This is a genomic window from Nocardia lijiangensis NBRC 108240, assembly GCF_001613045.1.
GTDB classification, from domain to species: Bacteria; Actinomycetota; Actinomycetes; order Mycobacteriales; family Mycobacteriaceae; genus Nocardia; species Nocardia lijiangensis.
Map to the genome: position 1 here is coordinate 27972 of NZ_BDBP01000001.1, position 25905 is coordinate 53876.

A 25905-nucleotide genomic window follows, 5' to 3' on the forward strand; every position below is an offset into this window, starting at 1 on the left:
CCAATATGCCATGGAAGGATTGGGGCCATGCGCCCGCACGCCGTGCACGCCGTGATCGCGGTCAAGAGCCTCGATCTGGCCAAGAGCCGACTGGCCGACCGGCTGCGCCCGGAGCACCGGGCGCGGCTTGTGCTCGCCATGCTCGCCGATACCGTGTCCGCCGCCGCCGCGGTCCCGCAGGTGCGTTCGGTCACCGTCGTCACCCCGGATCCGGCGGTCGCCGAAGTGGCGGGCGGGCTCGGCGCGCACGTCCATCCCGAACCGCGCATCGCCGATTCCGACGGGCTGAACACCGCGCTGTCCGACGCCGCGGCCGCGTTGCGCCGCCGCCACGGCGCGGTCGAACTGCTCGCGCTGCAGGCCGATCTGCCCGCGCTGCGCCCGGAGGAACTGGCTGACATGCTGAGGGTCGCGCCGGCGGGCAGGCGCGCGGTGGTCGTCGACCACGCCGGGACCGGCACGGCCGCGCTCGTCGTCCGCGACGGGGCCGCGTCGCTGGATCCACGCTTCGGCGCCGACTCCGCCCGACGGCATATCGCGGCGGGCGCAGCCGATCTGACCGGACACTGGCCGGGACTGCGCCTCGACGTCGACACCGCCGCCGATCTCGACCTGGCCGTCGAACTCGGGGCGGGCGACGCCACCCGTGCTGTACTGCGTGACATCGGCTGGTCCTGCCGTGTTCACGAACCCGTTCGTCGCGTGTGCTAGCCGATCGCCGAACGACGTGATCCGCCCGGCAATCCCACTCTGGACCTGCACACCGAGCGATTAGTAGGGGATGATCGTTGACGTGAGCGATACGGAAACCATCAAGCAACAGCAGCTGCTTCCCACACCGCCACCGGCCGCGACGCCGGTGCGGTCGGACCAGGCTTCGCAGCAGTTGCCACGTGATCGCTACCTGAACAGGGAACTGAGCTGGCTGGACTTCAACGCCAGGGTGCTCGCCCTCGCCGAGGATGCCTCGCTGCCGTTGCTCGAACGCGCCAAATTCCTCGCGATCTTCGCTTCCAACCTGGACGAGTTCTACATGGTCCGGGTCGCCGGGCTGAAGCGGCGCGCCGAAACCGGGTTGTCGGTGCGCTCGGCGGACGGCCGCTCGCCGAGCGAGCAATTGGAGCTGATCGCGGCCCGCGCCCAGGAAATCGCGGATCGGCACGCGCGAGCCTTCCTGGATTCGGTGCTGCCCGCGCTCACCGCCGAGGGCATCGCCATCATCGAGTGGCGCGACCTGAACGACGATGAGCGCCAGCGCCTCTCGGCCTACTTCCAGGATCAGGTCTTCCCGGTGCTGACCCCGCTGGCCGTGGATCCGGCGCACCCGTTCCCCTATATCAGCGGGCTGAGCCTCAACCTCGCCGTGACGGTGAAAGATTCCGCCACCGGCGGCGAGCACTTCGCGAGGGTGAAGGTCCCCGACAACGTGGACCGCTTCGTGCGCGTCCGGCGCAACTCGTCGGGCTCCTCGGTCGCCGCCTTCCTGCCGATGGAAGAACTCATCGCCGCGCACTTGGACCAGCTCTTCCCCGGCATGGACGTGGTGGAGCACCATTCCTTCCGTATCACCCGCAACGCCGACTTCGAGGTCGACGAGGACCGCGACGAGGACCTGCTCCAGGCGCTCGAGCGCGAACTGGCCCGCCGCCGCTTCGGATCACCGGTGCGGCTGGAAGTCTCCGACGACATGACCGAGCACATGCTCGATCTGCTGTTGCGCGAACTCGACGTGGATCCCGGCGACGTGATCCAGGTGCCCGGCCTGCTCGACCTGTCCTGCCTGTGGCAGGTGTACGGCGTGGACCGGCCGAACCTGAAGGACGCGCCGTACGTCCCGGCCACCCCGCCCGCCTTCGGCGAACGCGAGACCCCGCGCAACGTCTTCCAGGCGCTGCGTGAGGGCGATGTGCTGGTGCACCACCCGTACGACTCGTTCTCGACCAGCGTGCAGCGCTTCATCGAGCAGGCGGCCGCCGACCCGCAGGTGCTCGCGATCAAGCAGACCCTCTACCGCACCTCCGGTGACTCCCCCATCGTCAACGCGCTCATCGACGCGGCCGAGGCGGGCAAGCAGGTGGTCGCGCTGGTGGAGATCAAGGCGCGCTTCGACGAGCAGGCCAACATCAAATGGGCACGGGCGCTGGAGCAGGCGGGCGTGCACGTGGTGTACGGCTTGATCGGTCTCAAGACGCACTGCAAGACCTGTCTGGTGGTGCGGCGCGAGGGTTCGACCATCCGCCGCTACTGCCACATCGGCACCGGCAACTACAACCCGAAGACGGCCCGCCTCTACGAGGACGTCGGATTGCTCACCGCCGCACCGGAAATCGGTGCCGACCTGACCGATCTGTTCAACTCGCTGACGGGCTACTCCCGAAAAGCCAACTACCACAACCTCCTTGTCGCTCCGCAGGGCGTGCGTGCGGGCATCATCGACCGCATCCAGCGCGAGACCGAGCTCGCTCTGGAGGGCACCGAGGCACGAATCCGGCTGAAGGCCAACGCGATCGTGGACGAACAGGTGATCGACGCCCTGTACCGCGCCTCCCAAGCGGGGGTGCCGGTGCAGATCGTGGTGCGCGGCATCTGCGGGCTGCGCCCCGGCGTGCCGGGCATGAGCGACAACATCGAGGTGCGCTCCATCCTCGGCCGCTTCCTCGAGCATTCGCGGATCATGCACTTCCAGGCCCAGGACGAGTACTGGATCGGCAGCGCCGACATGATGCACCGCAACCTGGACCGACGGGTCGAGGTGATGGCGCAGGTGAAGGATCCCAAGTTGCGCGAGCAGTTGGGTGGCGTGTTCGACTCCGCCCTGTATCCCACGACCCGCTGCTGGGTACTCCAGGCAGACGGCAGCTGGCACGCCTCTCCGGCACACACCGGCGAGGACGGTGAGCAGGTCCGCGACCACCAAGAATTCCTCATGCGACTACGGAGACCCGAACAGCCGTGAATGCGACAACGGGATACGAAATGGATGGCAGCCCATTCTGGGATCCCCGAGTAACAGCCAATATTCACGCCGCGGGCGCGGTCCTCTGGCGGCGTGCCCCCGGTGCGCCCGGCGGCGTCGAGATCGCGGTCGTGCACCGGCCCAAGTACCAGGATTGGTCCCTGCCCAAGGGCAAGCTGGATCCGGGCGAGACGCCGGTGCTGGCCGCGGTGCGCGAGGTGCGCGAGGAGACCGGCCTGGACTCTCGCCTCGGCCGGTACCTCGGGCACGTCACCTACCCCATTCCGGGCCACCGCAAGCTCAAGCGCGTCGATTACTGGGCGGCGGAAGTGGTGGGCGGCGAGTTCACCGCCAATACCGAAGTGGATCTGCTGACCTGGTATCCGCTGGATCGGGTGATGGACGCGCTGTCCTATCCGATGGATCGGCAGGTCGTGCGGGCATTCAGCAGACTGCCCGCCGCCACCGACACCCTGCTGCTGGTGCGGCACGCGAAAGCGGGCCATCGCGACCGATTCGACGGTCCCGATGACGAACGCCCGCTGGAGCGGGCGGGCCGCGACCAAGCCCAGGCGCTGGTGTCGCATCTGCTGGCTTTCGGCGCGAACGAGATCTATTCCGCCGATCCGGCGCGCTGCGTGCAGACGATGCAGCCGCTGGCCGAGAAACTCGGCGCGGAGATCCATCTGGAGCCGCTGCTGTCCGAAAGCGGTTACACGGCAGCACGCGACGAGGCCCGTGAACGCGCCGTGGCGCTGGCGCCGCACGGCACGGTGCGGGTTGTGTGCAGCCAGGGCAAGGTGATTCCCGATCTGCTGTCGTGGTGGGCGGGCCGGTACGGGCTCGCCATTCCGGCCGCGCGCAACCGCAAAGGCAGCGTCTGGGTGCTGTCCTTCGCCGACGGGCGGATGGTGGCCGCCGATCACCTGGATCGGTCGCTGTCGACGGGTTTGGTGAAGCCGTAGGGCGCTCGAAAAATCGGCGCGGACACACCGAAACGGCCCCGGGGTAGTCCCCGGGGCCGTTTCCGGTCCGTATGGCTGGTCAGTCGGCCGGGCCGCCGACTACGCCTCAGCGTGCGCGGCGGGCCGGAGCCTTCTTGGCCGCGGTCTTCTTGGCAGGTGCCTTCTTCGCCGCGGTCTTCTTGGCGGCGGTGGCCTTGGTGACCGTCTTCTTGGCCACGGTCTTCTTGGCCGCGGTGGCCTTGGCGGCCGTCTTCTTGGCGGCCGTCTTCTTGGCGACGGTCTTGGTGGCGGCCTTCCGGGCGGTGGTCTTCGCCGGAGCCTTGGCCGCGGCCTTCTTGGCCGTCGTCTTGGCGGGCGCCTTGGTGGCGGTCGCCTTCTTGGCGGCCGCCTTCTTCGCCGCCGTCTTCTTGGCGGCCGCCTTCTTCGCCGCCACAGGGGCATTCACGCCACGCTTGACCGCAGGACCGGTCGCCGCGAGCTTCTGCTTGCCCGCGATGACGGCCTTGAACTGGGCGCCGGGACGGAACGCGGGCACCGAAGTCGGCTTCACCTTGACGGTTTCGCCGGTGCGCGGGTTCCGAGCCACACGGGCGGCACGCTTACGCTGTTCGAACACACCGAATCCGGTGATCGTGACGCTCTGGCCTTTGTGCACCGCGCGCACGATGGTGTCCACAACATGCTCGACTGCCGCGGTAGCCGTGCGCCTGTCCGTACCCAACTTTTCGGTCAGAACGTCGATCAGTTCCGCCTTGTTCATTGAATCCTCCGCAGACTAATGGCCCGTCGTCGGACCGACTAGGTACCACGGTAAACCCACTTTGAGCAAGAGTCTATGTGCCACGCCAAAATTCATGGTGGTTTAGCACACGTCTAGCTACCGCTCGCCATGACGTCCAGCTATCGTCCCTGATTGATTACGCCTGCGAAATATGCGCGGGCAGGGTGGTGGGCTTCCAAGTCGGCCTTGCCTTTTCGAACTCGGTGATGACGTCGCTACGCCGCAGCGTCAGACCGATGTCATCCAAACCCTCCAGCAGGCGCCATCGGGTGTAGTCATCAATATCGAACGGCAACACGACGGTTCCCGCCGTGACGGTACGCGCCTGGAGATCCACTACCAATTCGAGACCGGGCTGTTCCTCGATCATCTTCCAGAGCAATTCGACATCGTTCTGTGACATCTGGGCCGCCAACAGGCCACCCTTGCCCGCATTGCCACGGAAGATGTCGGCGAATCGGGGCGAGATGACCACCCGAAAGCCGTAGTCCGACAGCGCCCATACGGCATGCTCGCGTGAGGAACCGGTACCGAAATCCGGACCCGCAACCAGCACACTACCCCGGTTGTAGGGCTCGGTGTTCAAAATGAAGTCCGGGTCCGTTCGCCAGCCCGCGAACAGACCGTCCTCGAATCCGGTTCGAGTGACCCGCTTCAGATAGACCGCGGGGATGATCTGGTCGGTGTCGACGTTGGAGCGGCGCAGCGGCACGCCGATCCCCTTGTGCACGGTGAAGGCTTCCATCAGATTCTCCTGGTAAGTAGGGGTGTCGCGCGGCGTCAGTTCAGATCCGCGGGCGAGGACAGAGTTCCGCGGACCGCGGTCGCGGCGGCCACCAGCGGAGAAACCAGGTGGGTCCGCCCGCCTTTGCCCTGCCTGCCTTCGAAGTTGCGGTTCGAGGTGGAGGCGCAGCGCTGGCCCGGCGAAAGCTGATCCGGGTTCATTCCCAGGCACATCGAACAACCGGCCTGCCGCCATTCGGCGCCCGCCGCGGTGAAAATCTCGCCCAATCCTTCTTTTTCCGCCTGCGCGCGAACCCGCATCGAGCCCGGTACAACCAGCATTCGCACGCCGTCCGCGACGCGCCGTCCCTTCAAAATCCCGGCCACAGCGCGCAAATCCTCGATGCGCCCGTTGGTGCACGATCCGACGAATACGGTGTCGATCGGGATCTGCCGAAGCGGAGTTCCCGGCTCCAAATCCATGTACCGCAGCGCTTTCTCCGCGGCCTCGCGCGCCGACTCGTCGGCAATCTCGGCGGGGTTGGGCACCGCGGCGCCCAGGGGCAAACCCTGACCGGGGTTGGTACCCCAGGTGACGAACGGCGTCAGCGCGCTCGCGTCGATGTGCACCTCGGCGTCGAAAACGGCGCCCTCGTCCGTCTTCAGCGCGTCCCAGGCCGCCACCGCGGCATCCCAGTCCGCGCCCTCGGGGGCGTGCGGACGGCCCTTCAGGAACTCGTAGGTGATCTCGTCCGGCGCGATCATGCCCGCGCGAGCGCCCGCCTCGATGGACATGTTGCACATCGTCATCCGCGCCTCCATGGACATGGCGCGCACGGCCTCGCCGCGGTACTCCAGGACGTAGCCCTGGCCGCCGCCGGTGCCGATCTGGGCGATGACGGCGAGGATCACGTCCTTGCTGGTGACCCCGTGCGGCAGCGTGCCGTCGATATTGATGGCCATGGTCTTGAACGGGCGCAGCGACAAAGTCTGTGTCGCCAGCACGTGTTCGACCTCGCTGGTGCCGATGCCCATCGCCAGCGCGCCGAACGCGCCGTGCGTGGAGGTGTGGCTGTCGCCGCACACCACGGTCGTCCCTGGCTGGGTCAGGCCGAGCTGGGGGCCGACCACGTGCACGATGCCCTGATCCAGATCACCCATCGGGTGCAGCCGGACACCGAATTCCGCGCAGTTGTGCCGCAGCGTTTCGACCTGGGTCCGCGAAATGGGATCGGCGATCGGCTTATCGATATCGATGGTGGGGACGTTGTGGTCCTCGGTCGCGATGGTCAGGTCGGGGCGGCGCACCTTCCTGCCTGCGGCCCGCAGCCCGTCGAAGGCTTGTGGACTCGTCACTTCGTGCACCAGATGCAGATCGATGTAGATCAGATCGGGCTCGCGGGAGGAGCCTTCGCCCTCGCCGCGGGCGACGACATGCTGATCCCACACCTTCTCGGCCAGGGTGCGTGGGCGGTCGGCCATTCTCGATCACCTTTCGGACGAGCAGCGGGTCCCCGCGATTCGGGCTGAGTGCGCGGGGCCTGCTGCACGGAGTTGTGGATTCGGGTCGTCGGACACCTCGACCGCGTCGCCCCGCCCGGCCGCTCGCCTCGACGGCGGCTTGGTCGACGGAGTTGACTATCTCAATATCCGAGACGCTAATATCGTTCTATGAGACAGCATAGCGGTATCGGCGTCCTCGACAAAGCAGTGGCAGTTCTCTACGCCGTCGCGGAGCACCCCTGCGGTCTCAACGAGCTGTGCACCCGCACCGGCCTGCCGAGGGCCACCGCGCACCGGCTGGCCGTCGGCCTCGAGGTGCACCGCCTGCTCGCCCGCGACAACAACGGAACCTGGCGTCCGGGACCGGCCCTCGCCGAGCTGGCCGCGGGCGCCAGCGACCCGCTCCAGGAGGCGGCGGCTGCCATTCTGCCGCGGCTGCGCGAGATCACCGGCGAGAGCGTTCAGTTGTACTGCCGTGACGGCGGCGCCAGGGTCTGCATCGCCGCCATGGAGCCGCCCGTCGGGCTACGCGACACGGTCCCGATCGGGGCCCGGCTACCGCTCACCGCGGGCTCGGCCGCCAAGGTGCTACTCGCCTGGGCGGATCCGGAGTTGCAGCGCACCATTCTGGCCGACGCGGTCTTCGGCGAGCGTGCACTTGCCGAAGTGCGCAAGCGCGGCTGGGCACAGAGCGCGGCCGAGCGGGCGGCGGGCGTGGCCAGTGTCTCGGCGCCGGTCCGCGACACCGCGGGCAATGTGATCGCCGCGGTCTCGGTCTCCGGCCCGATCGACCGCATGGGCCGCAGGCCGGGCGCGCGGTGGGCGGCCGATCTGGTCGCGGCCGCGGACGCGCTGCACAAGCGCCTGTAACACGTTTCAGATTTTGTCTCTAGAGTTGGCCCATGGGAGTCAACCAACGGGCGCAGATCATCATGTCCGACGCCGAGATCGCCGAGTTCCTGCAGCGCAGCCGCATCGCGACGCTGGCCACCCTCGGCCCGCAGGGCAGGCCGCACCTGACCGCCATGTGGTACGCGCTGATCGATGGCGAGATCTGGTTCGAGACCAAGGCCAAATCGCAGAAGGCGGTGAACCTGCACCGCGATCCGCGCATCACGTGCATGGTCGAGGCCGGGCAGACCTACGACCAGCTGCGCGGGGTGTCCATCGAGGGGCGCGCCGAGATCATCGACGATCCCGAGCGGCTGTTCGCGGTCGGTGTGAGCGTCTGGGAGCGCTACACCGGCCCGTACAGCGAGGAGGTTCGCCCGCTGGTGGAGAACATGCTCAACAAGCGGGTCGCGGTGCGCGTGGTGCCGGAGCGGGTGCGCAGCTGGGATCACCGCAAGCTCGGCCTGCCCGCGCTGCCCCTCGGGGGCACCACGGCCAACGCCATGGATTGATCTATGCACCGGAAATCCAGCTGACAGCAGCGCTCCCGCGGGCTAGCGTCGAGTCGTTCGACACGATTCGGCCGGGCAGCGCCGCCCCGCGGGTGGCGCTGCGCGCGGCCGCGACGACGAGGAGCATGCGATGACGGAATCGGGTAATTCCAACGGCAGTGCCGAAGAAGTGAAGCGCAAGTTCCGCGAGGCGCTGGAGCGGAAGAACGCCCAGCACGCCAAGTCCGCCGACCACATGGACGGCCATTCCAAGGCGGCAGCCACCCACGGCAACGCCAGCCACAAGCGGGAGTTCCGCCGCAAGAGCGGATAACCACCCTGGCACGGGGCGCCCGCGGGATCACGAGCGGCTCACCACCCGCGATCCCCATCGACAGCGCCCCGGCCTCTCCCCCTCGCGGCCTTCGTTTCTCGCCGGCCACCTCAGAGTCGCCCGCACTCGGCCCGCCGAACACAGCACCACCGTCACGCCGAAGGCGCCGCCCGCCCTGCGCATCCTGCTGATTCCGATCGAGCTCGTCTCGACCTTCATCCCGCGTTCATCCGCGCCGATAGTCCTCGCGGTGGACATGCAGGCCGACCCCTTCATAGGCCGTCCGGGGCGGCTCGGGCGTTGCCGCTAGAGCGGGTCGCCTGGGCAAGTGCCCGCGCACGAGACCGCGACGGCGCGAGGCGGGCACTCGACGCCCGTGGCCACGTGGAGCCCCCGCCCCACGATCCCGCTCGCTGCACCCAGACCGGGCCGCTATGCCGTTCAACCGAGCCACCGGGTCGTCACCCCTCACCAACCGTGCCCGGCGCACGCTCCGATCGCCGCACCGATGCAGACAACGGCTCGGCCGAACCGGCATCGTGACGATTCCGCAGACGAATCGCCACCGCACCACGCGGATCACAATCCCCGCAGCACGCAACGCATGCCTATGGAACCCCGGCTCAGATCCCTCTACCTGATGAACAGCCCCCCGTTCCCGCCGATCCGCTGACGCTGCCCCCGCAGAGCCTTCGGAGGCACCGGAGAGGTTGCACCCGCGAGGCGTCGACTCCGCTGATGCTGCCCTCGCAGTGGTTCCACACGCCTCGCAGAGGCTGCATCACCTGCGAGGCGTGAAAACGGCCTGCGAGGCCGAAGTCGAAGCCGCCGCGAGAGGGCAGTGAGGATCGTCATGGCTCGATCCGCATCTGCGCCGAGTCGACGGTCGCGGATCAGACCGCTGTCGAACCGCGCGAGACTGCCCGAAGTCACTCGACGCCCCAACCGATGCCGACCACCCACGAACCGAGACCGCCCGCGGGCATGGGACTGGAATTGACGTCACAACACAGGCCCACCCCTCGAGGGATTCGAGGGTCGAGGACTCGACGCGACCGTCTCCACATTGGGCCCCAGGCCCAAGGCTCGAAGTGGAGACCCCCACGACCGGGACCCACCCACCAAGGCGCCCACCGTGGATCGCAGGCATCAGTGACGCCTCCACCCAATGGGCCACCCACCAAGGCACTCACGGGGCCGAGGACTCAATGCGGCCTCCCCTACAAGGGCCCCAGGCCCAAGGCCCGAAGTGGAGACCCTACAGACCAGGACCACCCACCAAGGCGTCCATCGTGGGTCGAAGACTCGTGCGACAACCTCACCGAACGGGACCACCCACCACGGCGCTCACTGTGGGTCGAAGACTCGAGCGACGACCCCTCACCGAAGAGGACCACCTACCAAAGCGCGACGCTGTTGGTCGGAAGACTCGAGCGACGACCCCTCACCGAAGAGGACCACCTACCAAGACGCGGCGCCGTGGGTCAGAAGACTCGAGTGACAACCCTCACCAAACGGGACAACCCACCAAAGGTGCCCACAGGGCCAAAGACTCAAAGTGACAACCCCCACGAAACGGGACCACCCACCAAGGGGGGTCCGGGGGGCACCGCCCCGCCGGGCGGGGCGTGAGGGTCGCACCCCCACAAAACACTTGCGAAGCAAGAAAGGCCCATGCTCCTGATGAGCATGGGCCTCCCACTTGCGTAGCCCCGACGGGATTCGAACCCGCGCTACCGCCTTGAGAGGGCGGCGTCCTAGGCCGCTAGACGACGGGGCCAGGACTGATCACTCACGTTCTCAGTGATCTCCGGTTGATCTTTCGATCTTTGGAAGCTCGGTTAGTTTAGCTGACCGAAGCTCGGCGACCAAATCGCCGGATGCTGAACCACTTTCGGTCGCGAACCGAGAGACGTACAACATTCTCCGCTGGGGTACCAGGACTCGAACCTAGAATGGCTGAACCAGAATCAGCTGTGTTGCCAATTACACCATACCCCAGTGACCAGTTCTCTCGACCCCGCTGTCTGGCTGACCTCGGGGCCGCGTTCCGGCCGAGAAAGAGATTACCAAACCTCTACCGGTAAACTACAAATCGCCTGGTCAAAGCCCTGTTTTCGGCCGAAATCAGGGTTCGCGGGGCGGCTCGCGCACGTCGAGCGAACCGGTGCCGGCGCCCTCACCCCGGCGCGGTCGGGCCGCCGGACGAACGTCCGTCGACAGCCCGCGCACGCCGGGGCGAAGACCCGGGGTAGGCCTACTCCGCGGCGGGCGACCACTCCCGCGCCGCACGCAACCGCGCCATCGTCGTCTCGCGGCCGAGCAGTTCCAGCGACTCGTACAGCGGCGGGCTGATGTGCGAACCGGTCACCGCGACGCGCACCGGCGCGAATGCCTTGCGCGGTTTGAGCCCCAGATCATCGATCAGCGCGGTTTTCAGCGCCTCCTCGATAGCGGAGGTGGTCCAGGACGCCAAAGGCTCCAGCGCGGCGATTGCGGCGTCGAGCACCGGTACGGCGTCCGCTCCGAGATTCTTGGCGCCCGCCGCCGGATCAATGGCGAACTCTTCCGCGGGTGCGAACAAGAATCGCAAGAGATCCCAGGCATCGGCCAGCACCACGATTCTGGTCTGCACCAATTCCGCCGCCGCGGCGAACATCTTCTCGTCCACCTCGGCGCCGATGTGACCGTGTTCGGTGAGAAACTCGCGCAGCCTGCCTGCGAAATCGCCCGGTGTCAGCAATCGGATGTGCTCCGCGTTCAGCGCATCGGCCTTCTTCTGATCGAAACGCGCCGGATTCGAATTCACTTTCGATACGTCGAAGGCCGCAACCATCTCGGCCATAGAGAACACATCGTGATCGTCGGCGATGCTCCAACCGAGTAACGCCAGGTAATTCAGCAAACCCTCGGGGATGAATCCGCGGTCACGGTGAGCGAACAGATTCGACTCCGGATCACGCTTGGACAACTTCTTGTTGCCCTGCCCCATGACGAACGGGAGGTGACCGAACTCCGGCGTGAACTCCGCGACCCCGATCCGCTGCAGCGCGGCATACAGCGCGAGCTGACGCGGTGTGGAGGAGAGCAGATCCTCGCCGCGCAGCACGTGGGTGATCTTCATCGAGGCGTCGTCGACCGGGTTGACCAGCGTATAGAGCGGGTCGCCATTACCGCGGGTGAGGGCGAAGTCGGGCACCGAGCCCGCCTTGAAGGTGGTCTCGCCACGCACCAGATCGTGCCAGGTGAGGTCCTCGTCGGGCATGCGCAGGCGGATCACCGGCTGCCTGCCCTCGGCGCGGTAGCCCGCGAGGGCCTCGGGGCTCGGATCGCGGTCGAAGTTGTCGTAGCCGAGCTTGGGGTCGCGGCCCGCCGCGCGATGGCGCGCCTCGACTTCGTCGGGCGTGGAGAAGGATTCGTACGCCTCGCCTGCCTCCAGCAGCTTGCGCACCACATCCAGATGCAGCTCCCGCCGTTCCGACTGGCGGTAGGGCCCGTAGGGGCCGCCGACCTCGGGACCCTCGTCCCAGGTCAGCCCGAGCCAGCGCAGCGCGTCGAGGATCGCGCGATAGGACTCCTCGGAATCGCGTGCCGCGTCGGTGTCTTCGATGCGGAAGACGAAGGTGCCGCCGGTGTGGCGGGCGTACGCCCAGTTGAACAGCGCCGTCCGGATCAGGCCGACGTGCGGTGTACCGGTGGGTGACGGGCAGAATCGGACCCGTACTTCAGTCATGGCTCTCTTTCGATCAGCGTTTGGCGGCAACGGGATTGGTGAGGGTTCCGATGCCCTCGACGGTGACGGACACCTGCTGCCCGTTCTGGACGGGGCCGACGCCCTCCGGCGTTCCGGTCAGGATCACGTCGCCGGGAAGCAGCGTCATGACCGTGCTCACCCATTCGATCAGCTTCGGAATGTCGTGCAGCAGCAGCGAAGTGCGGCTGCGCTGGCGGACCTCGCCGTCGAGTTCGGTGACGATCTCCAGATCCGAAGGGTCCAGCGAGGTTTCGATCCACGGGCCGAGCGGGCAGAAGGTGTCGTAGCCCTTGGCGCGCGTCCACTGGCCGTCCTGACGCTGCTGATCGCGGGCGGTGACGTCGTTGGCGACGGTGTAGCCCAGGATCACGTCCTTGGCACGGGCGGCGGGCACGTCCTTGCACGGGCGGCCGATGACGATGGCGAGTTCACCCTCGTACTCGACCTGAGAGGAGCTGGGCGGCAAGATGATCGGGGCGTTCGGCCCGACGATGGCGGTGCTCGGCTTCATGAAGATCACCGGCTCCTCCGGTGCGGGGCCACCCATCTCCGCGGCGTGTGCGGCGTAGTTCTTTCCGACACACACCACCTTGCTGGCCAGGATCGGCGCGAGCAGGCGGACGTCGGCCAGCGGCCAGCTCCGCCCGGTGAACGTCGGCGTACCGAACGGGTGTTCCGCGATCTCCTTCGCGGTCCACGATCCCGCACTGCTCTCGCCCGCGAGGTCGCTTCCCTCCCCTTCGATGCTGACGAACGCGACCCCATCGGGACTGGCAACTCGACCTAGACGCATCCCCGGAGTCTATCGACCGGCGTCGACCTGCTCGAACGCACCCGACCGAGCGGTCCGATCAACGTGCGTGTCCGACCGCTTCGGCACGAGATCGCGGCGGATTTCACCGCGGGCGCGACCAGGACATCGAGTGTGAGTTTCGACTCGCTCGCGCACCGTCAGCGCCGGTCGCGCGGCGGCGCAAGCACGCGCGCCGACTCTCCGAGGGCGCAATCGGCTTGCCGCCCGGTGTAACCTAACCCTCGATGTTCATTCAGTGAGACTTGAGTTCCATATTTTGAGATTCGAGGTGGGGCCCCATGGCGACCGTGACAGAGATCGACGCGGCACGACGGTGGTCCATGCTCGCTCTCGGCGTCTTCGCGCAGGCATCGAGCGCGGTGTTCGTCCACGGGACGCCCTTCCTCCTGCCCGCGCTGACGGCGCGCGGAATGTCCTTGCCCACAGCGGGTCTGCTGGTGGCGATGCCCACCGTCGGACTGGTCTGCACGCTGATCGCGTGGGGCTACGTGGTGGACCGCATCGGCGAGCGGAAAGTGTTGGTCGGCGGACCGCTGGTGATGTTCGCCGCGGGCGCCGCGGCGGCCGCCACCACGCACGACATCGCACTGGGCGCATTGCTGTTCCTCGGCGGCGCGGGCGCGGCCAGCACCAATGGCGCCAGCGGTCGCGTCATCGTCGGCTGGTTCCCGCCGGAACGGCGTGGGCTGGCCATGGGCATCCGGCAGACCGCGCAACCCCTCGGTGTCGGCGTCGGCGCGCTGGCGGTGCCCGCCGTCGCTGCGGCGCACGGCATTTCGACCGCGATCCTGGTGCCCGCGATCATGGCGGGCATCGCGGCCGTGGCCTGTTACTTGGGCATCATCGATCCGCCGCGACCGGAGGGCAAGGGAGCCGACCGCGCCAACCCGTATCGCGGCGACGGCACGCTGTGGCGCATCCACGCCGTATCCGTGCTGCTGTGCGTGCCTCAGGGCGTGGTGTGGACCTTCGCGCTGCTGTGGCTGCACCGCGACATCGGGTGGTCGCTGGCCGCCGCGGGCGCGCTGGTGACGGCGACCCAGATCCTCGGCGCATTCGGCCGCATCGGCGCCGGCGCCTGGTCCGACCGCGTCGGAAGCCGACTGGGCCCCCTGCGGACGGTGGCCATTACGGCGGTGTTGGCCATGGGGGCGCTGGGCCTGACGGCGTGGACGCAGTGGTGGTGGGCCGCCATCCCGCTGTTGATCGCCGCCTCGGTGATCACGGTGTCGGACAACGGACTTGCCTTCACCGCGGTCGCCGAAATCGCTGGCCCCTATTGGAGCGGGCGCGGTCTCGGTATTCAGAACACCGGCCAGAACCTCGCGATGGCCGCCATCCCACCGGTTTTCGGCGCCCTGATCACGATCGGCGGCTTCCCCGCCGCCTACCTGGCAGCCGCGGCGCTGGCCACCGCCGCCATCCCGCTGGTCCCCACGGACCACCGAGCCCCGCGCTGATCCGCTCACCTGCGCGGCCGAACGCTGAAACGGCGACACGAAAACGCACGTCCCCGCGTCGAATCCGGTGCAGCGCATCGAGCGTCATCCACGCTACGCACCGAACGCGATACCCAACGCACATCGACGCCCAGGATCGCCCTAGCCGCAATCGGTTGCGCCAGTGGGAGGCTCACACGTCGAGCAGCGTTGCCGGATCGACGCTGACACGAAAGTGGTTGTGGTGGCCGATGTTCGCGCGCAAGGTCGAGCCGGGGCCGACAGGCGGGTCGGCGCGGTAGATGTCGCCGTCGAGGACGAGCGGGTGGATGCGCACGTGCGGATGGTGTTCGACGATCCAGTACTGGGGGATACCGACGGCCGCGTACTCCCGGACCTTTCGCACCCGGTCGGTGCGCTCGCTGCCGGTGCCGGGCGCGATGACCTCCACGGCCAGGTGCACTTCGGAGCCGGGCAGCAGCCGGGGCGGGTCGGCGACGATGGCCGAGCGCACCACCTCGCGGGGCACCACGACGATATCGGGCTTGCGGACGCCGCTCGACGTGCTCACCTCCCAGCCGCCGCCGAGACAGACGTGCACCGCCATGTCGGCGGCGACGTCGAGGAAACGCGCGAGCCGCTGCGCCACGTGATTGTGCCGTGCGCCGCGGACGACCTCGATCAGCCAGCCGTCCTCCAGCTCGAAACCCTTGCCGTCTTCCGGCAGCGCGTGGAGGTCCCGGATCGTGTAGGGGCCCGGCTGCGGCCGCCGTCTCGCCTGTCGCCCGGTCACCCGACCTCCCTGGTTCGCACTCGCCCCGAGGATAGCCAGTACGGACGACGAAGCCCCGCACCCGAGACGGGCGCGAGGCTTCGCGAACGATCGCTCAGACCGCGGCGGCGATGCGGTCGCCGACCTCCACCGTGGAGGAGGCACCGGACCGCTCGGCCAGGTCCTTGGCGACGGCGGCCTCGATCCGGGCGGCGCCCTCGGCGTTGCCGAGGTGGTTGAGCAGCAGCGACACCGACAGGATCGCCGCGGTCGGGTCGGCCTTCGACTGGCCCGCGATGTCGGGAGCACTGCCGTGCACCGGCTCGAACATGCTCGGGTTGGTGCCGGAGGCATCGATGTTGCCGCTGGCGGCCAGGCCGATGCCGCCGCTGACCGCGGCCGCGAGGTCGGTGATGATGTCGCCGAACAGGTTGTCGGTGACGATCACGTCGAAGCGGCCGGGATCGTTGACCATGTGGATGGTCGCCGCGTCGATGTGCTGGTAGGCGGTGGTGACCTCGGGGAACTCCGCGGCGACCTCGTCGACCGTGCGCTGCCACAGCGATCCGGCGAAGGTCAGCACGTTGTTCTTGTGCACGAGGGTGAGGTGCTTGCGGCGGGCCTGCGCCTTGGCGAAGGCGTAGCGCACCACGCGCTCGATGCCGAAGCGTGTGTTGGTGCTCACCTCGGTGGCGACCTCGTGCGGGGTCTCGACGCGGATCGCACCGCCGGTGCCGGTGTACGGGCCCTCGGTGCCCTCGCGCACCACGACGAAGTCGATGTCGGGGTTGCCCGCCAGCGGGCTGGTGACGCCGGGGAACAGCTTCGAGGGGCGCAGGTTCACGTGGTGGTCCAGCGCGAACCGGGTGCGCAGCAGCAGACCGCGCTCGAGCACACCGCTGGGCACCGACGGGTCGCCGATCGCGCCGAGCAGGATGGCGTCGTGCTGCTTCAGTTCCGGCAGCACCGAGTCGGGCAGGATCTCGCCGGTCGCGTGGTAGCGCTTGGCGCCCAGGTCGTACTCGGTCTTCTCGACTCCGGGGACGACGACGTCCAGCACCTTGAGCGCCTCGGCGATGACCTCGGGCCCGATACCGTCACCGGGGATGACAGCAAGCTTCATGACAACTCCGTTCAGTCTTCGACCGGATCCGGCCGGGCGCTCGGCGAGCAACGACACGGTACTAGGTTCCCCGCCGTGTCCGGCCAACCGGGCGGGGCCGCTTCCGAGCTCCCGACGCCACGCCGGGAACATGCGGCGCGCCGCCACCCTGCGGTGACGGCGCGCGGCACGGTCTTGCTCCACGCCCGGGGGCGTGCGTGGATCAGAACAGGTCGACCAGCGCGATCTTGCCCGCGCCGACCGCCTCGGCGATGGCGTTCTGCACGTCGGCGGACACTTCCTTGTTGACGCGCAGGATGACCGTGGCGCCTTCCTTGTTCACGTCCTGGCTCAGCTGCGCGGCCAGGATGTCGACGTCGGCCTCGCCCAGCTTGGTGCCGATCTTGCCCAGCGCGCCCGGCCGGTCGTCGTAGTTCAGCACGGCCAGGTTCAGGCCCTCGGCGCGCATGTCGTAGTTGCGGCCGTTGATGTTGACGATCTTCTGCACCAGCTGCGGCTCGGTGAGAGTGCCCGCGACGTTCAGGGTGCGGCCGTCGCCGAACACGGCGCGCACGTCGACGACGCTGCGGTGGCTCGGGCTCTCCGACGCGGTGGTGACCTCGGCGGTGATGCCGCGGTCCTTGGCGAGCGCGGGAGCGTTGACGAAGGTCACCGCCGGGCCCTGCCCGTCGGCCTCGGCCAGCGCCGAGAAGATGCCGCGCAGCGCCGCAAGCTCCAGCACCGCGACATCTTCGGAGGCGAGCTCGCCGCGCACCTGCACCTCGATGCTGACGGGCAGCTCGTCGGACAGCGCGCCGATCAGCGCGCCCTGCTTGCGCACGATCTCCAGCCACGGGGCGACCTCTTCGCCGACGGTGCCGCCGGTGACGTTCACCGCGCCCGGCACGAACTCGCCGGCCAGGGCGAGCAGCACCGACTTGGCGACATCGGTGCCGGCGCGGTCCTGCGCCTCGGAGGTGGACGCGCCGAGGTGCGGGGTGACGACGACCTGCGGGAGGTCGAACAGCGGGCTGTCGGTGCAGGGCTCGGTGTCGAACACGTCGAGGCCCGCGCCGCGCACGTGGCCGGACTTGATCGCGTCGGCCAGCGCGGCCTCGTCGATCAGACCACCGCGCGCGGCGTTGACGATGATGACGCCCGGCTTGGTGAGGGCGAGCTTCTCCTTGCTCAGCAGGCCCTTCGTCTCCGGGGTCTTGGGCAGGTGCACCGAGATCAGGTCGGCGCGCTGCAGCAGCTCGTCCAGGGTGACCAGCTCGATGCCGAGCTGGGCGGCACGGGCCGGGGAGACGTAGGGGTCGTACGCGATGATCTTGGTCTCGAACGCGGCGAGGCGCGCGGCGAACAGCTGGCCGATGCGGCCGAGGCCGACGACGCCGACCGTCTTGTCGAAGATCTCGACGCCGTTGAACTTGCTGCGCTGCCAGGTGCGCTCGCGCAGGGTCGCGTCGGCGGCGGGGACCTGGCGGGCCGCGGCGAGCAGCAGGGTGACCGCGTGCTCGGCGGCGGTGTGGATGTTGGAGGTCGGCGCGTTGACGACCATGACGCCGCGCTCGGTGGCCGCGGGCACGTCGACGTTGTCGAGGCCGACGCCGGCGCGGGCGACGATCTTCAGGTTCTTGCCTGCCTCGAGCACCTCGGCGTCGACGGTGGTGGCAGAGCGCACGAGCAGCGCGTCGGCCGCAGGGACCGCGGCGAGCAGGGCCGGGCGGTCGGGGCCGTCGACCCAGCGAACCTCGACACCGTCACCGAGCGCGTCGACGGTCGACTGGGCGAGCTTGTCGGCGATCAGAACAACAGGACGGCCTGTTTGGCTCACTGTGGGTTACTCCTGGGGAAATGGGGGTCGGCAGTTACCGCCGACCAGCTTAGTGGTCGATGATTCGTTCGGCTGTACCACCCGGTAGGCGGCTGCCGTCAGTGTGCGGGTGGCGCGGCGGGCTGCCGGGCGGCCGAGAACGAATACCGGTCTGCCGCAACGCAGCCGGGCCCGCGTCGGTGTGGCCTCGCTCGTCCCGCGCGAAACGGGCGACCTTCGGGAACGCGAGAAGGCCCCGCACCGAGGGGGTGCGGGGCCTTCTCATGGCCGCGCCGATCAGACGGCACGGACCCGATCGAGATGCTCGATCGCGGAGTCGAATCAGCGGCCGCCGAAGGATCCCGTCCACAGGGTGTTCAGCACACCGCTCAGCGCGGCACCGAGGGTGTTGAACAGGCCGTCGATGGCAGCACTACCGGTGTCGATGATAACGGGGATCATTTGAATTCCTCTTCGTCGAAATTATCCAGTCGAACTGGCTGACACACGGCACATCGGCGGCGTCGCGAATGGGGTTACGAAATTCGAGAATATTGTGACGCAGACTACATTTGTCGCAATGATGCGACGCGCGTCACGCGACATGCGCCCGACGAAGCCCCAAAAACTGGCCCCTACCTGCAAGTTTGATGGCTTAGAGTGCTGGTCTTGCGTCCAGATCATCCAGCGCGTTCACGTTCCGAAATTCTATGAGAGAACTCTGAGAAATCGCCCGAGAAACTCTGAGAATGCCGCCCACGAGCTCACCGAAAATTCGGAACCAGATTGTTTCGGAGCACGCAAACCCCGTGATTCGGAGGCAACGCGTAATGCGGATAATTCCAAGTGCACACCACGCGCGTTATCGTTCGGCAATTCACGAACCAAGCCACGGAGCCAGCCGAGAACGCCGCTTCCGCACTGAGCACCGCCCCCGACCACCGCCCGCAGCAACCACCTCGGCACGGCTCCCGACCGCACCCGAGCCGCGTGGACACCGGCCGATCAGCGACCCGACTCACCGCAATCGCACGCGCCCCCCGCCGCGCGGTGCCACACGCCGAGCAGAGCCGAGCGCGCCAGACCGAACCGAGCCCACCGGACAGAGCCGAGCCGAGCCGAGCGCCGACTACGTCGTCGGGATCGCGATCGCTTGCTGCTCGGCGCGGGGATGGTCGCCAGTGAGCGCAGCCGGCGACCACACGTCCGGTGCCGCTCGATCGGCAGGCGGCCTGCACCGCACTCGACATCGACTCCGGCGGAGGATGTTCCGGCCCGAAAATGAGCTGAAGCGGGCGCACCGGCCCGCATACCATCGGCCCATGTCGTTGCGCGCTGTTCCCGAGACGATGGATCCGACGGTGGTCGGGTCCATCGATGCCGAGCTCGACCGGATCGAGTGCGAACATCGGGTGAGCGTGCGGCTGGCCATCGAAAGCGGTAGTCGTGCTTGGGGTTTCCCCTCGCCGGATTCCGACTACGACTGCCGCTTCGTGTACGTGGCCGCGCTGGACACCTACCTGTCGCCGTGGCGGACGCGCGACGTGATCGAGACGCCGCTCGTCGGCCTGCTCGATGTGAACGGCTGGGAGCTCGGCAAGGCGCTGCGGTTGCTCGTCAACGGCAACGCAGTGCTGATCGAATGGCTGATGTCGCCGATCGTGTATCACGGCGACGCGCGGTTTCGCGCCGATCTGCTGGCGCTGGCCGCACAGGTGGCCGACCGTGACAAGATCGCCAGGCACTATCTGCACCTCGGCGCGCGACAGTGGGAACTGTTCGACCGCAACCGATCCCTGAAGAAGGTCTTCTACGCGCTGCGCCCGGCGATGGCGCTGCGGTGGCTGCGCGAGCATCCCGAGGCGGCGGTGGCTCCGATGCATCTGCCGACGCTGCTCGCGCAGTGCGACCTGCCGGGCGACGTGATCGCGGCCGTGACCGAGCTGATCGATCTCAAGTCTCGGACAAGGGAAATGGGCAGCGGTGCCGTGCCCGCGCCGATCGAGGTCTTCATGACGGGCGAATTCGACAGCGCCGCCGACGCTTTCCCGCGCTCCGCGAACCAGGATCCGGCACACGCGCGCGAGCTGACCGCGGAGTTCTTCCGCGCGCAGGCGCTGTCGGTCAGCCGATGACGCGCACGCCGATCGCCTCCGGACCCGCCTTGCTCTGGCGCAGCCCGAATTCCACCCGCTGCCCGGCCGCCAAGGATCGGAACCCCGAGCCCTCCAGATCCAGGTAGTCGACGAACACGTCCTTGCCGCCGCCGTCCGGGGCGATGAAACCGAAACCTTTTTCGGTGTCGAACCACATCACTGTGCCCTGAGCCATACGCCGCCTTCTCCGAACGCGCAGAACCGGGGAAGGGTACACCGGACGACGCCGATCGGTCCATCGTGCGGCGTTTCCGTGGGCGCATCCGGCCCGAAAAGACGAGAGGCCCCGCACCGAACCGGTGCGGAGCCTCGAAGTGCGTGTCGAATCAGGCGACGACGCGGACGTCCTGGGCCTGCGGACCCTTCTGTCCCTGGCCGATCTCGAACTCCACGCGCTGCCCCTCATCGAGGGACCTGAAACCCGAGCCGCTCACAGCCGAGTAGTGCACGAAGACGTCGGGGCCGCCGCCGTCCTGGGCAATGAAGCCGAAGCCCTTCTCGCTGTTGAACCACTTAACAATGCCTTGAGCCATTTCATACTTTCTGTTGACGAGCCAGGGACTTGCCTAAACACCCCGGTCTCGTAGATCCACAATGCCATCATCCGACGTATTTCTCCACATTCGACCCCGTCGACTGTGAGCTATTCAACGCATCACGGGGTCTGTGCCTATCACCTCGCCTCCGGACCCGGCTGTCGACCGCTCAGCGAACGGGGCCACCGGATCGACGCGTGCGGCCGACCGCACACGCCGGTCAGCGCCCGCGCACGTAGCGCAGCTGAGCAGGCTTACTCGCATCGTAGTCGCGGCGCCCGGAAAGGTATTGCGGCACACCGACTTCCCACCACGCACCGGACTCGGTCCAGTCGGCGGCCCGTGTGCGCACCACGACGACCGCAGGGCGGGAGGTCGCGACGGCAGCCGCCCTGGCTTGCGCGTAAGCGGTTCGAAACTGGTCGGTATCTCTAGCAGCAAATATTGAGCAACCGAGCGCCGCCGCGTGGGCCGCGAAGTCGACCCGCGGCGGGTCGGCGAGGGTGGTCCGGCAGTCCGCGTACTGATTGTTGAACGCCGCGCCGCCCTGCCCCTCCTGGAGCCGCGCGATCACCGCGTAGCCGTCGTTGTCGCACACCACGGCGACGAACGGGTGCCCGGCGAAGGCCGCCGAGAACAGCTCCGAATTCAACATCAGGTAGGAGCCGTCGCCGAGCAGCGTGGTGACCAGGCCGCCTTCGTGCGCCATGGCGGCACCCCATGCGCCCGAGAGTTCGTAGCCCATGCAGGAGAAGCCGTACTCCACGTCCATGCTCGGGGCCCCTCCCGCGGCGCGCCAGCCACCGATCAGTTCGCCGGGCAGCCCGCCGGACGCGGTCATGACGTAGTCCCGCGGCGCCGAGAGCTCGTTGACGATGCCGACCACCTGGGCGTAGCTGGGCGTCCCCGGCGCCGGCGCGCGCAACTCATCGATCCGGGCGTCCCAGGTTTCGCGCAGCACCGCCGCGCGCCCGGTCCAGTCCGCGGGGGCCGTCCATTCCGATAGGTGCTCGTCGAGCTCGGTGAGGGTGGCCGCCGCATCGCCCACGACCGGCAGCGCGCCGTGCTTCACCGCGTCGAAGCGGGCCGCGTTGACGGTGACCAGGCGGACGTCGGGCGCGAAGACCGTCCACGAGGCGGTGGTGAAATCCTGCAGCCGGGTACCGACCGCGAGCACCAGATCCGCGTCGGCGGCCAGGGCGTTCGCCGACGCCGAGCCGGTGATGCCGAGGGGACCCGCGTGCAGCGGGTGATCGTGGGGCACCAGGGTCCGGCCCGCGGTGGTCTCGGTGATCGGAATCCCGCGCCGCTCGGCGAATTCCACGGCGAGCGTGCCCGCGCCCGCATAGCGCACCCCGCCGCCGAGGATCAGCAGCGGCCGTCGCGCGGCGCGCACGACGGCGGCGGCCTCACGCAGCGCGCGCAAGTCGGGGCGCGGCCGCGGCACGCGATGCAGTACGGGGGCGAACAGCACGTCCGGGAAGTCGAAGGTCTCGGCCTGCACGTCCTGGGGCAGCGCCAGCGTGACCGGTCCGGCGTCGGCTGGATCGGTCAGCACGCGCGCCACCTGCGGCAACGTCGCGATCAGCTGTTCGGGTCTGGTGATGCGGTCGAAGTATCGGCTCACGGCGCGGAAGGCGTCGTTCACCGTCGCGGTCGCGTCCCCGAAATGCTCCACCTGCTGCAGCACCGGGTCGGGGGCGCGTCCGGTGAACGTGTCACCGGGTAGCAGCAGCAGCGGGAGCCGATTCGCGTGCGCGACCCCCGCGGCGGTGACCATGTTCAGCGCGCCGGGACCGATGGAGGACGTGGCGACGCCGACCTGGCGCCGATGCGTGGCCTTGGCATAACCGACCGCCGCCAGCGCCATCCCCTGCTCGGTGTGTCCCCGCCAGACGGGCAATTCGTCGCGGCGTTCGTGCAGTGCGGTGCCGAGGCCGAGCACGTTGCCGTGGCCGAAGATCGCGAAGACGGCGGGGAACAGCGGCACATCCGCGCCGTCCAGCGTCTCCGAGCGCTGTGCGACGAGCCAGGCCACCAGGGCCTGGGCGGTGGTCAGTTCCACGGCGACCGTCCTTCCGGGCCGGTGACCGGGCAGCGCGGGTCGGTCGGCTCCCCGGTCCAGCCGGCCCGAACCCAGGCGTGCGCCGGATCGTCGCAGAAAGCCATCGACCGTTCGGGCGCCGGACCGGCCAGCACATTGAGGTAGTACATCGGATAGCCGGGTGCGGCCACGCACGGGCCGTGGTAGCCGCGGGGTATCAGGAAGACGTCGCCGTCGCGCACCGCGGCGTTCTCGTCCACCGCACCGTCGGCGGTGTAGAGGCGGTGCAGGCCGAAACCCTCGCGGGACGGGGTGACGCCGTCGCGGCCCGCGATGCGGAAGTAGTAGATCTCCTCGTTCACCACCTCGCATTCGCTCGCCTCGTCGTGCTTGTGCGGCGGATACGACGACCAGTTGCCGTCCGGCGTGATCAGCTCGCAGGCGTTGAGCTTGTCCGCGTGCTCCCACACGCCGGGCACGCCGAAGTTGGTGACCTGTCGCGTGGCCCGGCCCGCGCCCCTGACCTCGATCGGAACATCCTCGGCCGGACCGTATTTCGGCGAAAGCCGCCGCGTGCACTTGGCCATCGGCAGGGCGAGCAGTGCGCCACCCGCGCTGGACAACTCCACGCCGGCGTCGCGCGGCACGTACGCGAAGTCCGTCACGCGGTGGAAAACCGAAGCGCGGCCGGTCAATTCGATGACCATCCCGTCGACGCGGACGACGCACGAGCCGGACAGCGGCAGCACGAACGCCTCGTACTCGCCGGTGGACAGCGTTCTGGTTTCGCCCGGAGCGACCGCCACCACACGCAGGCCGGTGTAGCGCCATCCGGCGTCTTCGGCGGTCAGCCGGATCGGATCGCGGCCGTCGGCCAGTGTCCCGGCCGGACGATGCAATGTCATCGGGACTCCTTCGTCATCGGGACGCCTTCAGCATGCGTGCCGCCGCGTCGACCGCGGCGGCGACATCACCGTCCGGCGGGTACAGCAGGGCGCGCCCGACCACCAGGCCGCGCACCACGTCGTGGTGCAGCGCGTCACCCCATGCCGCCAAGTCGGCCGCGGGGGCTCCGGAGGGGACCCCGCCGAGCACCACCACCGGCAGCGTCGTGGCGTCCAGCACCGAACTATCCTCGGGCGCAGGGATTTTCAGCCAGGTGTAGGCGGAGGTGACGCCGAGGCCCGAGGCGACGGTGATCGCCCGCGCTAGCGAGGGCGCGTCCCTGCTCATCACCAGCGCGCCGGAGTCGTCGCGGTGGTACGGCAGCGGTTCCACCATCGCCATCAGACCATGCGCCGCCAGCTCGGACACCGCCTGTGCGCAGGCGTGCAGGGTGGGCACGGTGCCGGGATCCGAATCCACCAGGCGCAGTAGCATTTTGCCGCCGTCGAGGCGGCAGCGGACCAAGGCGTCGGCGTCGTAGCCGGTGAAACGGTCATCGATCTCCCACTCCGCGCCCGCCAGGCCGCCGCGGTTCATCGATCCGATCACCACCTTGTCGTCGAGCGCGTCGAGCAGCAGCAGCTCCTCGACCACGTCGGGCGAGCCGAGCACACCGTCCACCGCCGGGTTGGCCAACGCGATCAGCAGCCGCTCCAGCAGGGTGCGCCGGTCGGCCATCGCGGTGCGGTCGGATCCGACGCCGAGCGCGCCGCGGGCGGGGTGGTCGGCGGCCACCAGGAACAGCGTCTCGCGGTCCGACAGCACGCCCGCGCGCCGAATCCGCTTGGCGTAGGCCCGCTCGACGGCCGCCGGGTCCCGCGCGCGCACGCGCAGCAGCTCGGCCCAGCGGTCGTCGGTCAGGTACGGAACGGCGTTCATCGGCGCAGCAGCTCCTCGATCTCCGCGGCCGTCGGCATGGCGTCCGCGCAGGCCAGCCGGGCCGCGACCAGCGCGCCCGCCGCGTTGGCGTAGGTGGCGATCCGGTAGGGGTCCCACCCTGCGAGCAGCCCGTGGATCAGCGCGCCGCCGAAGCCGTCGCCCGCGCCGAGTCCGCACACCACAGCCACCCGGCACGGCGGCACGGTCCAGCGCTCGTCCGCGGTGGCCACGAGCACGCCCTCGGCCCCGCGTTTGATCACCGCGAGCCGCACCCCGCGCGCCAGCAGCCGATCGGCCGCCGCATCGGGATCGGCGGTGCCGACCACGACGCCGACCTCGGTGCGGTTGCCGACGACGACGTTCACGTGATCGAGCAGCCCGCCGATCTCGGCGCGCGCGGTCGCCTCGTCGGGCCAGAACATGGGCCGGTAGTCCAGATCGAGCACCGTGTGCCCGCGCCGGGCGCGCCGCTCCAGGATCGCGCGCTGGGTGCCGCGGGCGGGTTCGGCGCTGACGCCGGTGCCGGTGACCCACAGCAGCGGAACGGCATCGATGAGATCCCACGGCACGTCGTCGGGCGTCAGCGTGAGGTCCGGCGCGATCGGGGCTCGGTAGAAGAGCAGCGGCGGATCGGTGGGCGGGTTCAGTTCGCAAAAGACCACGGGCGTCAGCAGATTCGGCGCGGTGCCGACGTACTCCGCGGTGACGCCGAACTCGGTGAGCGCCGCGCGCACGTACGTGCCGAAGCCGTCCGGGCCGACTTTGGTGAGGACGGCCGTGCGGCGGCCGAGGCGCGCGGCGGCCACGGCGACGTTGGTCGCGGTGCCGCCCAACGATTTCGCGAAGGTCCGGACCTCGGCCAGCGGTACACCGCTTTGCTCCGGATACAGGTCGACGCCGACGCGGCCGATGGTCAGCGCCTCCGTAGCGCCCGCCCCGACGGCTGCGGTCACGAGCTGACCACCCGTGCCAATTCGTGTTGCAGCGCAACCGATTCGGCTCCG

The 25905-nt window shown here is 68.7% G+C and carries 22 protein-coding genes and 2 tRNA genes; 8 read left to right on the forward strand and 16 right to left on the reverse strand.

Annotated elements, in window-relative coordinates:
* Window positions 1–27 precede the first annotated feature (27 nt).
* From cofC to NL1_RS00150, 3 genes are all read left to right on the forward strand, one after another.
* On the forward strand, window positions 28–711 hold the full coding sequence (gene cofC / locus NL1_RS00140; protein WP_067832592.1) for a 2-phospho-L-lactate guanylyltransferase: 684 nt from the start codon (window positions 28–30) through the stop codon (window positions 709–711).
* Window positions 712–781: 70 nt separating this feature from the next.
* Entirely contained in the window at window positions 782–2956 is a 2175-nt protein-coding gene (locus NL1_RS00145; protein WP_067832594.1) for an RNA degradosome polyphosphate kinase, read from the forward strand.
* 20 nt (window positions 2957–2976) lie between these two features.
* Window positions 2977–3921, forward strand: a complete 945-nt coding sequence (locus NL1_RS00150) for an NUDIX hydrolase (RefSeq protein WP_067832596.1) — start codon at window positions 2977–2979, stop codon at window positions 3919–3921.
* Window positions 3922–4027: 106 nt separating this feature from the next.
* On the opposite strand, the gene NL1_RS00155 is transcribed toward NL1_RS00150, so the two are convergent.
* The 3 genes from NL1_RS00155 to leuC form a co-directional block, all read right to left on the reverse strand.
* A complete protein-coding gene (locus NL1_RS00155; RefSeq protein WP_067832599.1) occupies window positions 4028–4681 on the reverse strand; it encodes an HU family DNA-binding protein in 654 nt (217 codons plus the stop codon).
* A 157-nt stretch (window positions 4682–4838) separates the two neighbouring features.
* Window positions 4839–5447 (reverse strand): 3-isopropylmalate dehydratase small subunit, encoded by a 609-nt coding sequence (leuD, locus tag NL1_RS00160; RefSeq protein ID WP_067832601.1) that lies wholly within the window; start codon window positions 5445–5447, stop codon window positions 4839–4841.
* 35 nt (window positions 5448–5482) lie between these two features.
* The gene (gene leuC, locus NL1_RS00165; RefSeq protein WP_067832603.1) at window positions 5483–6907 is read right to left on the reverse strand and encodes a 3-isopropylmalate dehydratase large subunit; all 1425 of its coding nucleotides are present in this window, start codon (window positions 6905–6907) and stop codon (window positions 5483–5485) included.
* A 189-nt stretch (window positions 6908–7096) separates the two neighbouring features.
* Here leuC and NL1_RS00170 point away from each other — a divergent pair, with 189 nt between their 5' ends.
* From NL1_RS00170 to NL1_RS00180, 3 genes are all read left to right on the forward strand, one after another.
* Window positions 7097–7798 (forward strand): IclR family transcriptional regulator, encoded by a 702-nt coding sequence (locus tag NL1_RS00170; RefSeq protein WP_067832605.1) that lies wholly within the window; start codon window positions 7097–7099, stop codon window positions 7796–7798.
* A gap of 32 nt (window positions 7799–7830) precedes the next feature.
* Window positions 7831–8331: a pyridoxamine 5'-phosphate oxidase family protein gene (locus tag NL1_RS00175; protein ID WP_067832607.1), complete on the forward strand. Its 501-nt coding sequence runs from the start codon at window positions 7831–7833 to the stop codon at window positions 8329–8331.
* 130 nt (window positions 8332–8461) lie between these two features.
* Complete coding sequence (locus NL1_RS00180) at window positions 8462–8644, forward strand: DUF5302 domain-containing protein (RefSeq protein ID WP_067832610.1); 183 nt, start codon at window positions 8462–8464, stop codon at window positions 8642–8644.
* Between the two features lie 1707 nt (window positions 8645–10351).
* On the opposite strand, the gene NL1_RS00185 is transcribed toward NL1_RS00180, so the two are convergent.
* The 4 genes from NL1_RS00185 to NL1_RS00200 form a co-directional block, all read right to left on the reverse strand.
* Window positions 10352–10424, reverse strand: a tRNA-Glu gene (locus tag NL1_RS00185).
* Between the two features lie 149 nt (window positions 10425–10573).
* Window positions 10574–10645, reverse strand: a tRNA-Gln gene (locus tag NL1_RS00190).
* 256 nt (window positions 10646–10901) lie between these two features.
* Window positions 10902–12377, reverse strand: coding sequence for a glutamate--tRNA ligase (gltX, locus tag NL1_RS00195; RefSeq protein ID WP_067832612.1), 1476 nt, complete (start codon window positions 12375–12377; stop codon window positions 10902–10904).
* Between the two features lie 13 nt (window positions 12378–12390).
* Complete coding sequence (locus tag NL1_RS00200) at window positions 12391–13191, reverse strand: fumarylacetoacetate hydrolase family protein (RefSeq protein ID WP_067832614.1); 801 nt, start codon at window positions 13189–13191, stop codon at window positions 12391–12393.
* A 299-nt stretch (window positions 13192–13490) separates the two neighbouring features.
* Here NL1_RS00200 and NL1_RS00205 point away from each other — a divergent pair, with 299 nt between their 5' ends.
* Entirely contained in the window at window positions 13491–14672 is a 1182-nt protein-coding gene (locus tag NL1_RS00205; RefSeq protein ID WP_067832616.1) for an MFS transporter, read from the forward strand.
* Window positions 14673–14844: 172 nt separating this feature from the next.
* Here NL1_RS00205 and NL1_RS00210 read toward each other — a convergent pair whose 3' ends face one another.
* The 3 genes from NL1_RS00210 to serA form a co-directional block, all read right to left on the reverse strand.
* Entirely contained in the window at window positions 14845–15444 is a 600-nt protein-coding gene (locus tag NL1_RS00210) for a Uma2 family endonuclease (protein ID WP_245673016.1), read from the reverse strand.
* Between the two features lie 94 nt (window positions 15445–15538).
* A complete protein-coding gene (locus NL1_RS00215) occupies window positions 15539–16546 on the reverse strand; it encodes a 3-isopropylmalate dehydrogenase (protein ID WP_067832618.1) in 1008 nt (335 codons plus the stop codon).
* Window positions 16547–16748: 202 nt separating this feature from the next.
* Window positions 16749–18362, reverse strand: coding sequence for a phosphoglycerate dehydrogenase (serA, locus tag NL1_RS00220; protein WP_067832621.1), 1614 nt, complete (start codon window positions 18360–18362; stop codon window positions 16749–16751).
* Window positions 18363–19663: 1301 nt separating this feature from the next.
* Here serA and NL1_RS00225 point away from each other — a divergent pair.
* The gene (locus NL1_RS00225; RefSeq protein ID WP_156094577.1) at window positions 19664–20476 is read left to right on the forward strand and encodes a nucleotidyltransferase domain-containing protein; all 813 of its coding nucleotides are present in this window, start codon (window positions 19664–19666) and stop codon (window positions 20474–20476) included.
* Here NL1_RS00225 and NL1_RS00230 read toward each other — a convergent pair.
* From NL1_RS00230 to iolC, 6 genes are all read right to left on the reverse strand, one after another.
* Window positions 20466–20672: a cold-shock protein gene (locus NL1_RS00230; RefSeq protein WP_067832623.1), complete on the reverse strand. Its 207-nt coding sequence runs from the start codon at window positions 20670–20672 to the stop codon at window positions 20466–20468. The genes NL1_RS00225 and NL1_RS00230 overlap by 11 nt on opposite strands.
* A 151-nt stretch (window positions 20673–20823) precedes the next feature.
* The gene (locus tag NL1_RS00235; protein WP_011210759.1) at window positions 20824–21030 is read right to left on the reverse strand and encodes a cold-shock protein; all 207 of its coding nucleotides are present in this window, start codon (window positions 21028–21030) and stop codon (window positions 20824–20826) included.
* Window positions 21031–21253: 223 nt separating this feature from the next.
* Complete coding sequence (iolD, locus tag NL1_RS00240; RefSeq protein WP_067832625.1) at window positions 21254–23098, reverse strand: 3D-(3,5/4)-trihydroxycyclohexane-1,2-dione acylhydrolase (decyclizing); 1845 nt, start codon at window positions 23096–23098, stop codon at window positions 21254–21256.
* Window positions 23089–23982: a 5-deoxy-glucuronate isomerase gene (gene iolB, locus NL1_RS00245; protein WP_067832627.1), complete on the reverse strand. Its 894-nt coding sequence runs from the start codon at window positions 23980–23982 to the stop codon at window positions 23089–23091. The genes iolD and iolB overlap by 10 nt, the downstream gene beginning before the upstream one ends.
* Before the next feature lie 13 nt (window positions 23983–23995).
* Window positions 23996–24901, reverse strand: coding sequence for a Cgl0159 family (beta/alpha)8-fold protein (locus NL1_RS00250; protein WP_067832630.1), 906 nt, complete (start codon window positions 24899–24901; stop codon window positions 23996–23998).
* Window positions 24898–25854 (reverse strand): 5-dehydro-2-deoxygluconokinase, encoded by a 957-nt coding sequence (iolC, locus tag NL1_RS00255; protein WP_067832632.1) that lies wholly within the window; start codon window positions 25852–25854, stop codon window positions 24898–24900. Before iolC ends, NL1_RS00250 begins: the two co-directional genes overlap by 4 nt.
* Window positions 25855–25905 lie beyond the last annotated feature (51 nt).

Coding starts and splice junctions, on each gene's coding strand:
- NL1_RS00250 (WP_067832630.1), bottom strand. CDS start 24,901: ATGAACGCCGTTCCGTACCTGACCGACGACCGCTGGGCCGAGCTGCTG.
- NL1_RS00200 (WP_067832614.1), bottom strand. CDS start 13,191: ATGCGTCTAGGTCGAGTTGCCAGTCCCGATGGGGTCGCGTTCGTCAGC.
- iolB (WP_067832627.1), bottom strand. CDS start 23,982: ATGACATTGCATCGTCCGGCCGGGACACTGGCCGACGGCCGCGATCCG.
- NL1_RS00175 (WP_067832607.1), top strand. CDS start 7,831: ATGGGAGTCAACCAACGGGCGCAGATCATCATGTCCGACGCCGAGATC.
- NL1_RS00145 (WP_067832594.1), top strand. CDS start 782: ATGATCGTTGACGTGAGCGATACGGAAACCATCAAGCAACAGCAGCTG.
- NL1_RS00235 (WP_011210759.1), bottom strand. CDS start 21,030: ATGGCTCAAGGCATTGTTAAGTGGTTCAACAGCGAGAAGGGCTTCGGC.
- gltX (WP_067832612.1), bottom strand. CDS start 12,377: ATGACTGAAGTACGGGTCCGATTCTGCCCGTCACCCACCGGTACACCG.
- NL1_RS00225 (WP_156094577.1), top strand. CDS start 19,664: ATGTCGTTGCGCGCTGTTCCCGAGACGATGGATCCGACGGTGGTCGGG.
- NL1_RS00205 (WP_067832616.1), top strand. CDS start 13,491: ATGGCGACCGTGACAGAGATCGACGCGGCACGACGGTGGTCCATGCTC.
- leuC (WP_067832603.1), bottom strand. CDS start 6,907: ATGGCCGACCGCCCACGCACCCTGGCCGAGAAGGTGTGGGATCAGCAT.
- NL1_RS00170 (WP_067832605.1), top strand. CDS start 7,097: ATGAGACAGCATAGCGGTATCGGCGTCCTCGACAAAGCAGTGGCAGTT.
- NL1_RS00180 (WP_067832610.1), top strand. CDS start 8,462: ATGACGGAATCGGGTAATTCCAACGGCAGTGCCGAAGAAGTGAAGCGC.
- leuD (WP_067832601.1), bottom strand. CDS start 5,447: ATGGAAGCCTTCACCGTGCACAAGGGGATCGGCGTGCCGCTGCGCCGC.
- NL1_RS00215 (WP_067832618.1), bottom strand. CDS start 16,546: ATGAAGCTTGCTGTCATCCCCGGTGACGGTATCGGGCCCGAGGTCATC.
- NL1_RS00230 (WP_067832623.1), bottom strand. CDS start 20,672: ATGGCTCAGGGCACAGTGATGTGGTTCGACACCGAAAAAGGTTTCGGT.
- NL1_RS00155 (WP_067832599.1), bottom strand. CDS start 4,681: ATGAACAAGGCGGAACTGATCGACGTTCTGACCGAAAAGTTGGGTACG.
- NL1_RS00150 (WP_067832596.1), top strand. CDS start 2,977: ATGGATGGCAGCCCATTCTGGGATCCCCGAGTAACAGCCAATATTCAC.
- cofC (WP_067832592.1), top strand. CDS start 28: ATGCGCCCGCACGCCGTGCACGCCGTGATCGCGGTCAAGAGCCTCGAT.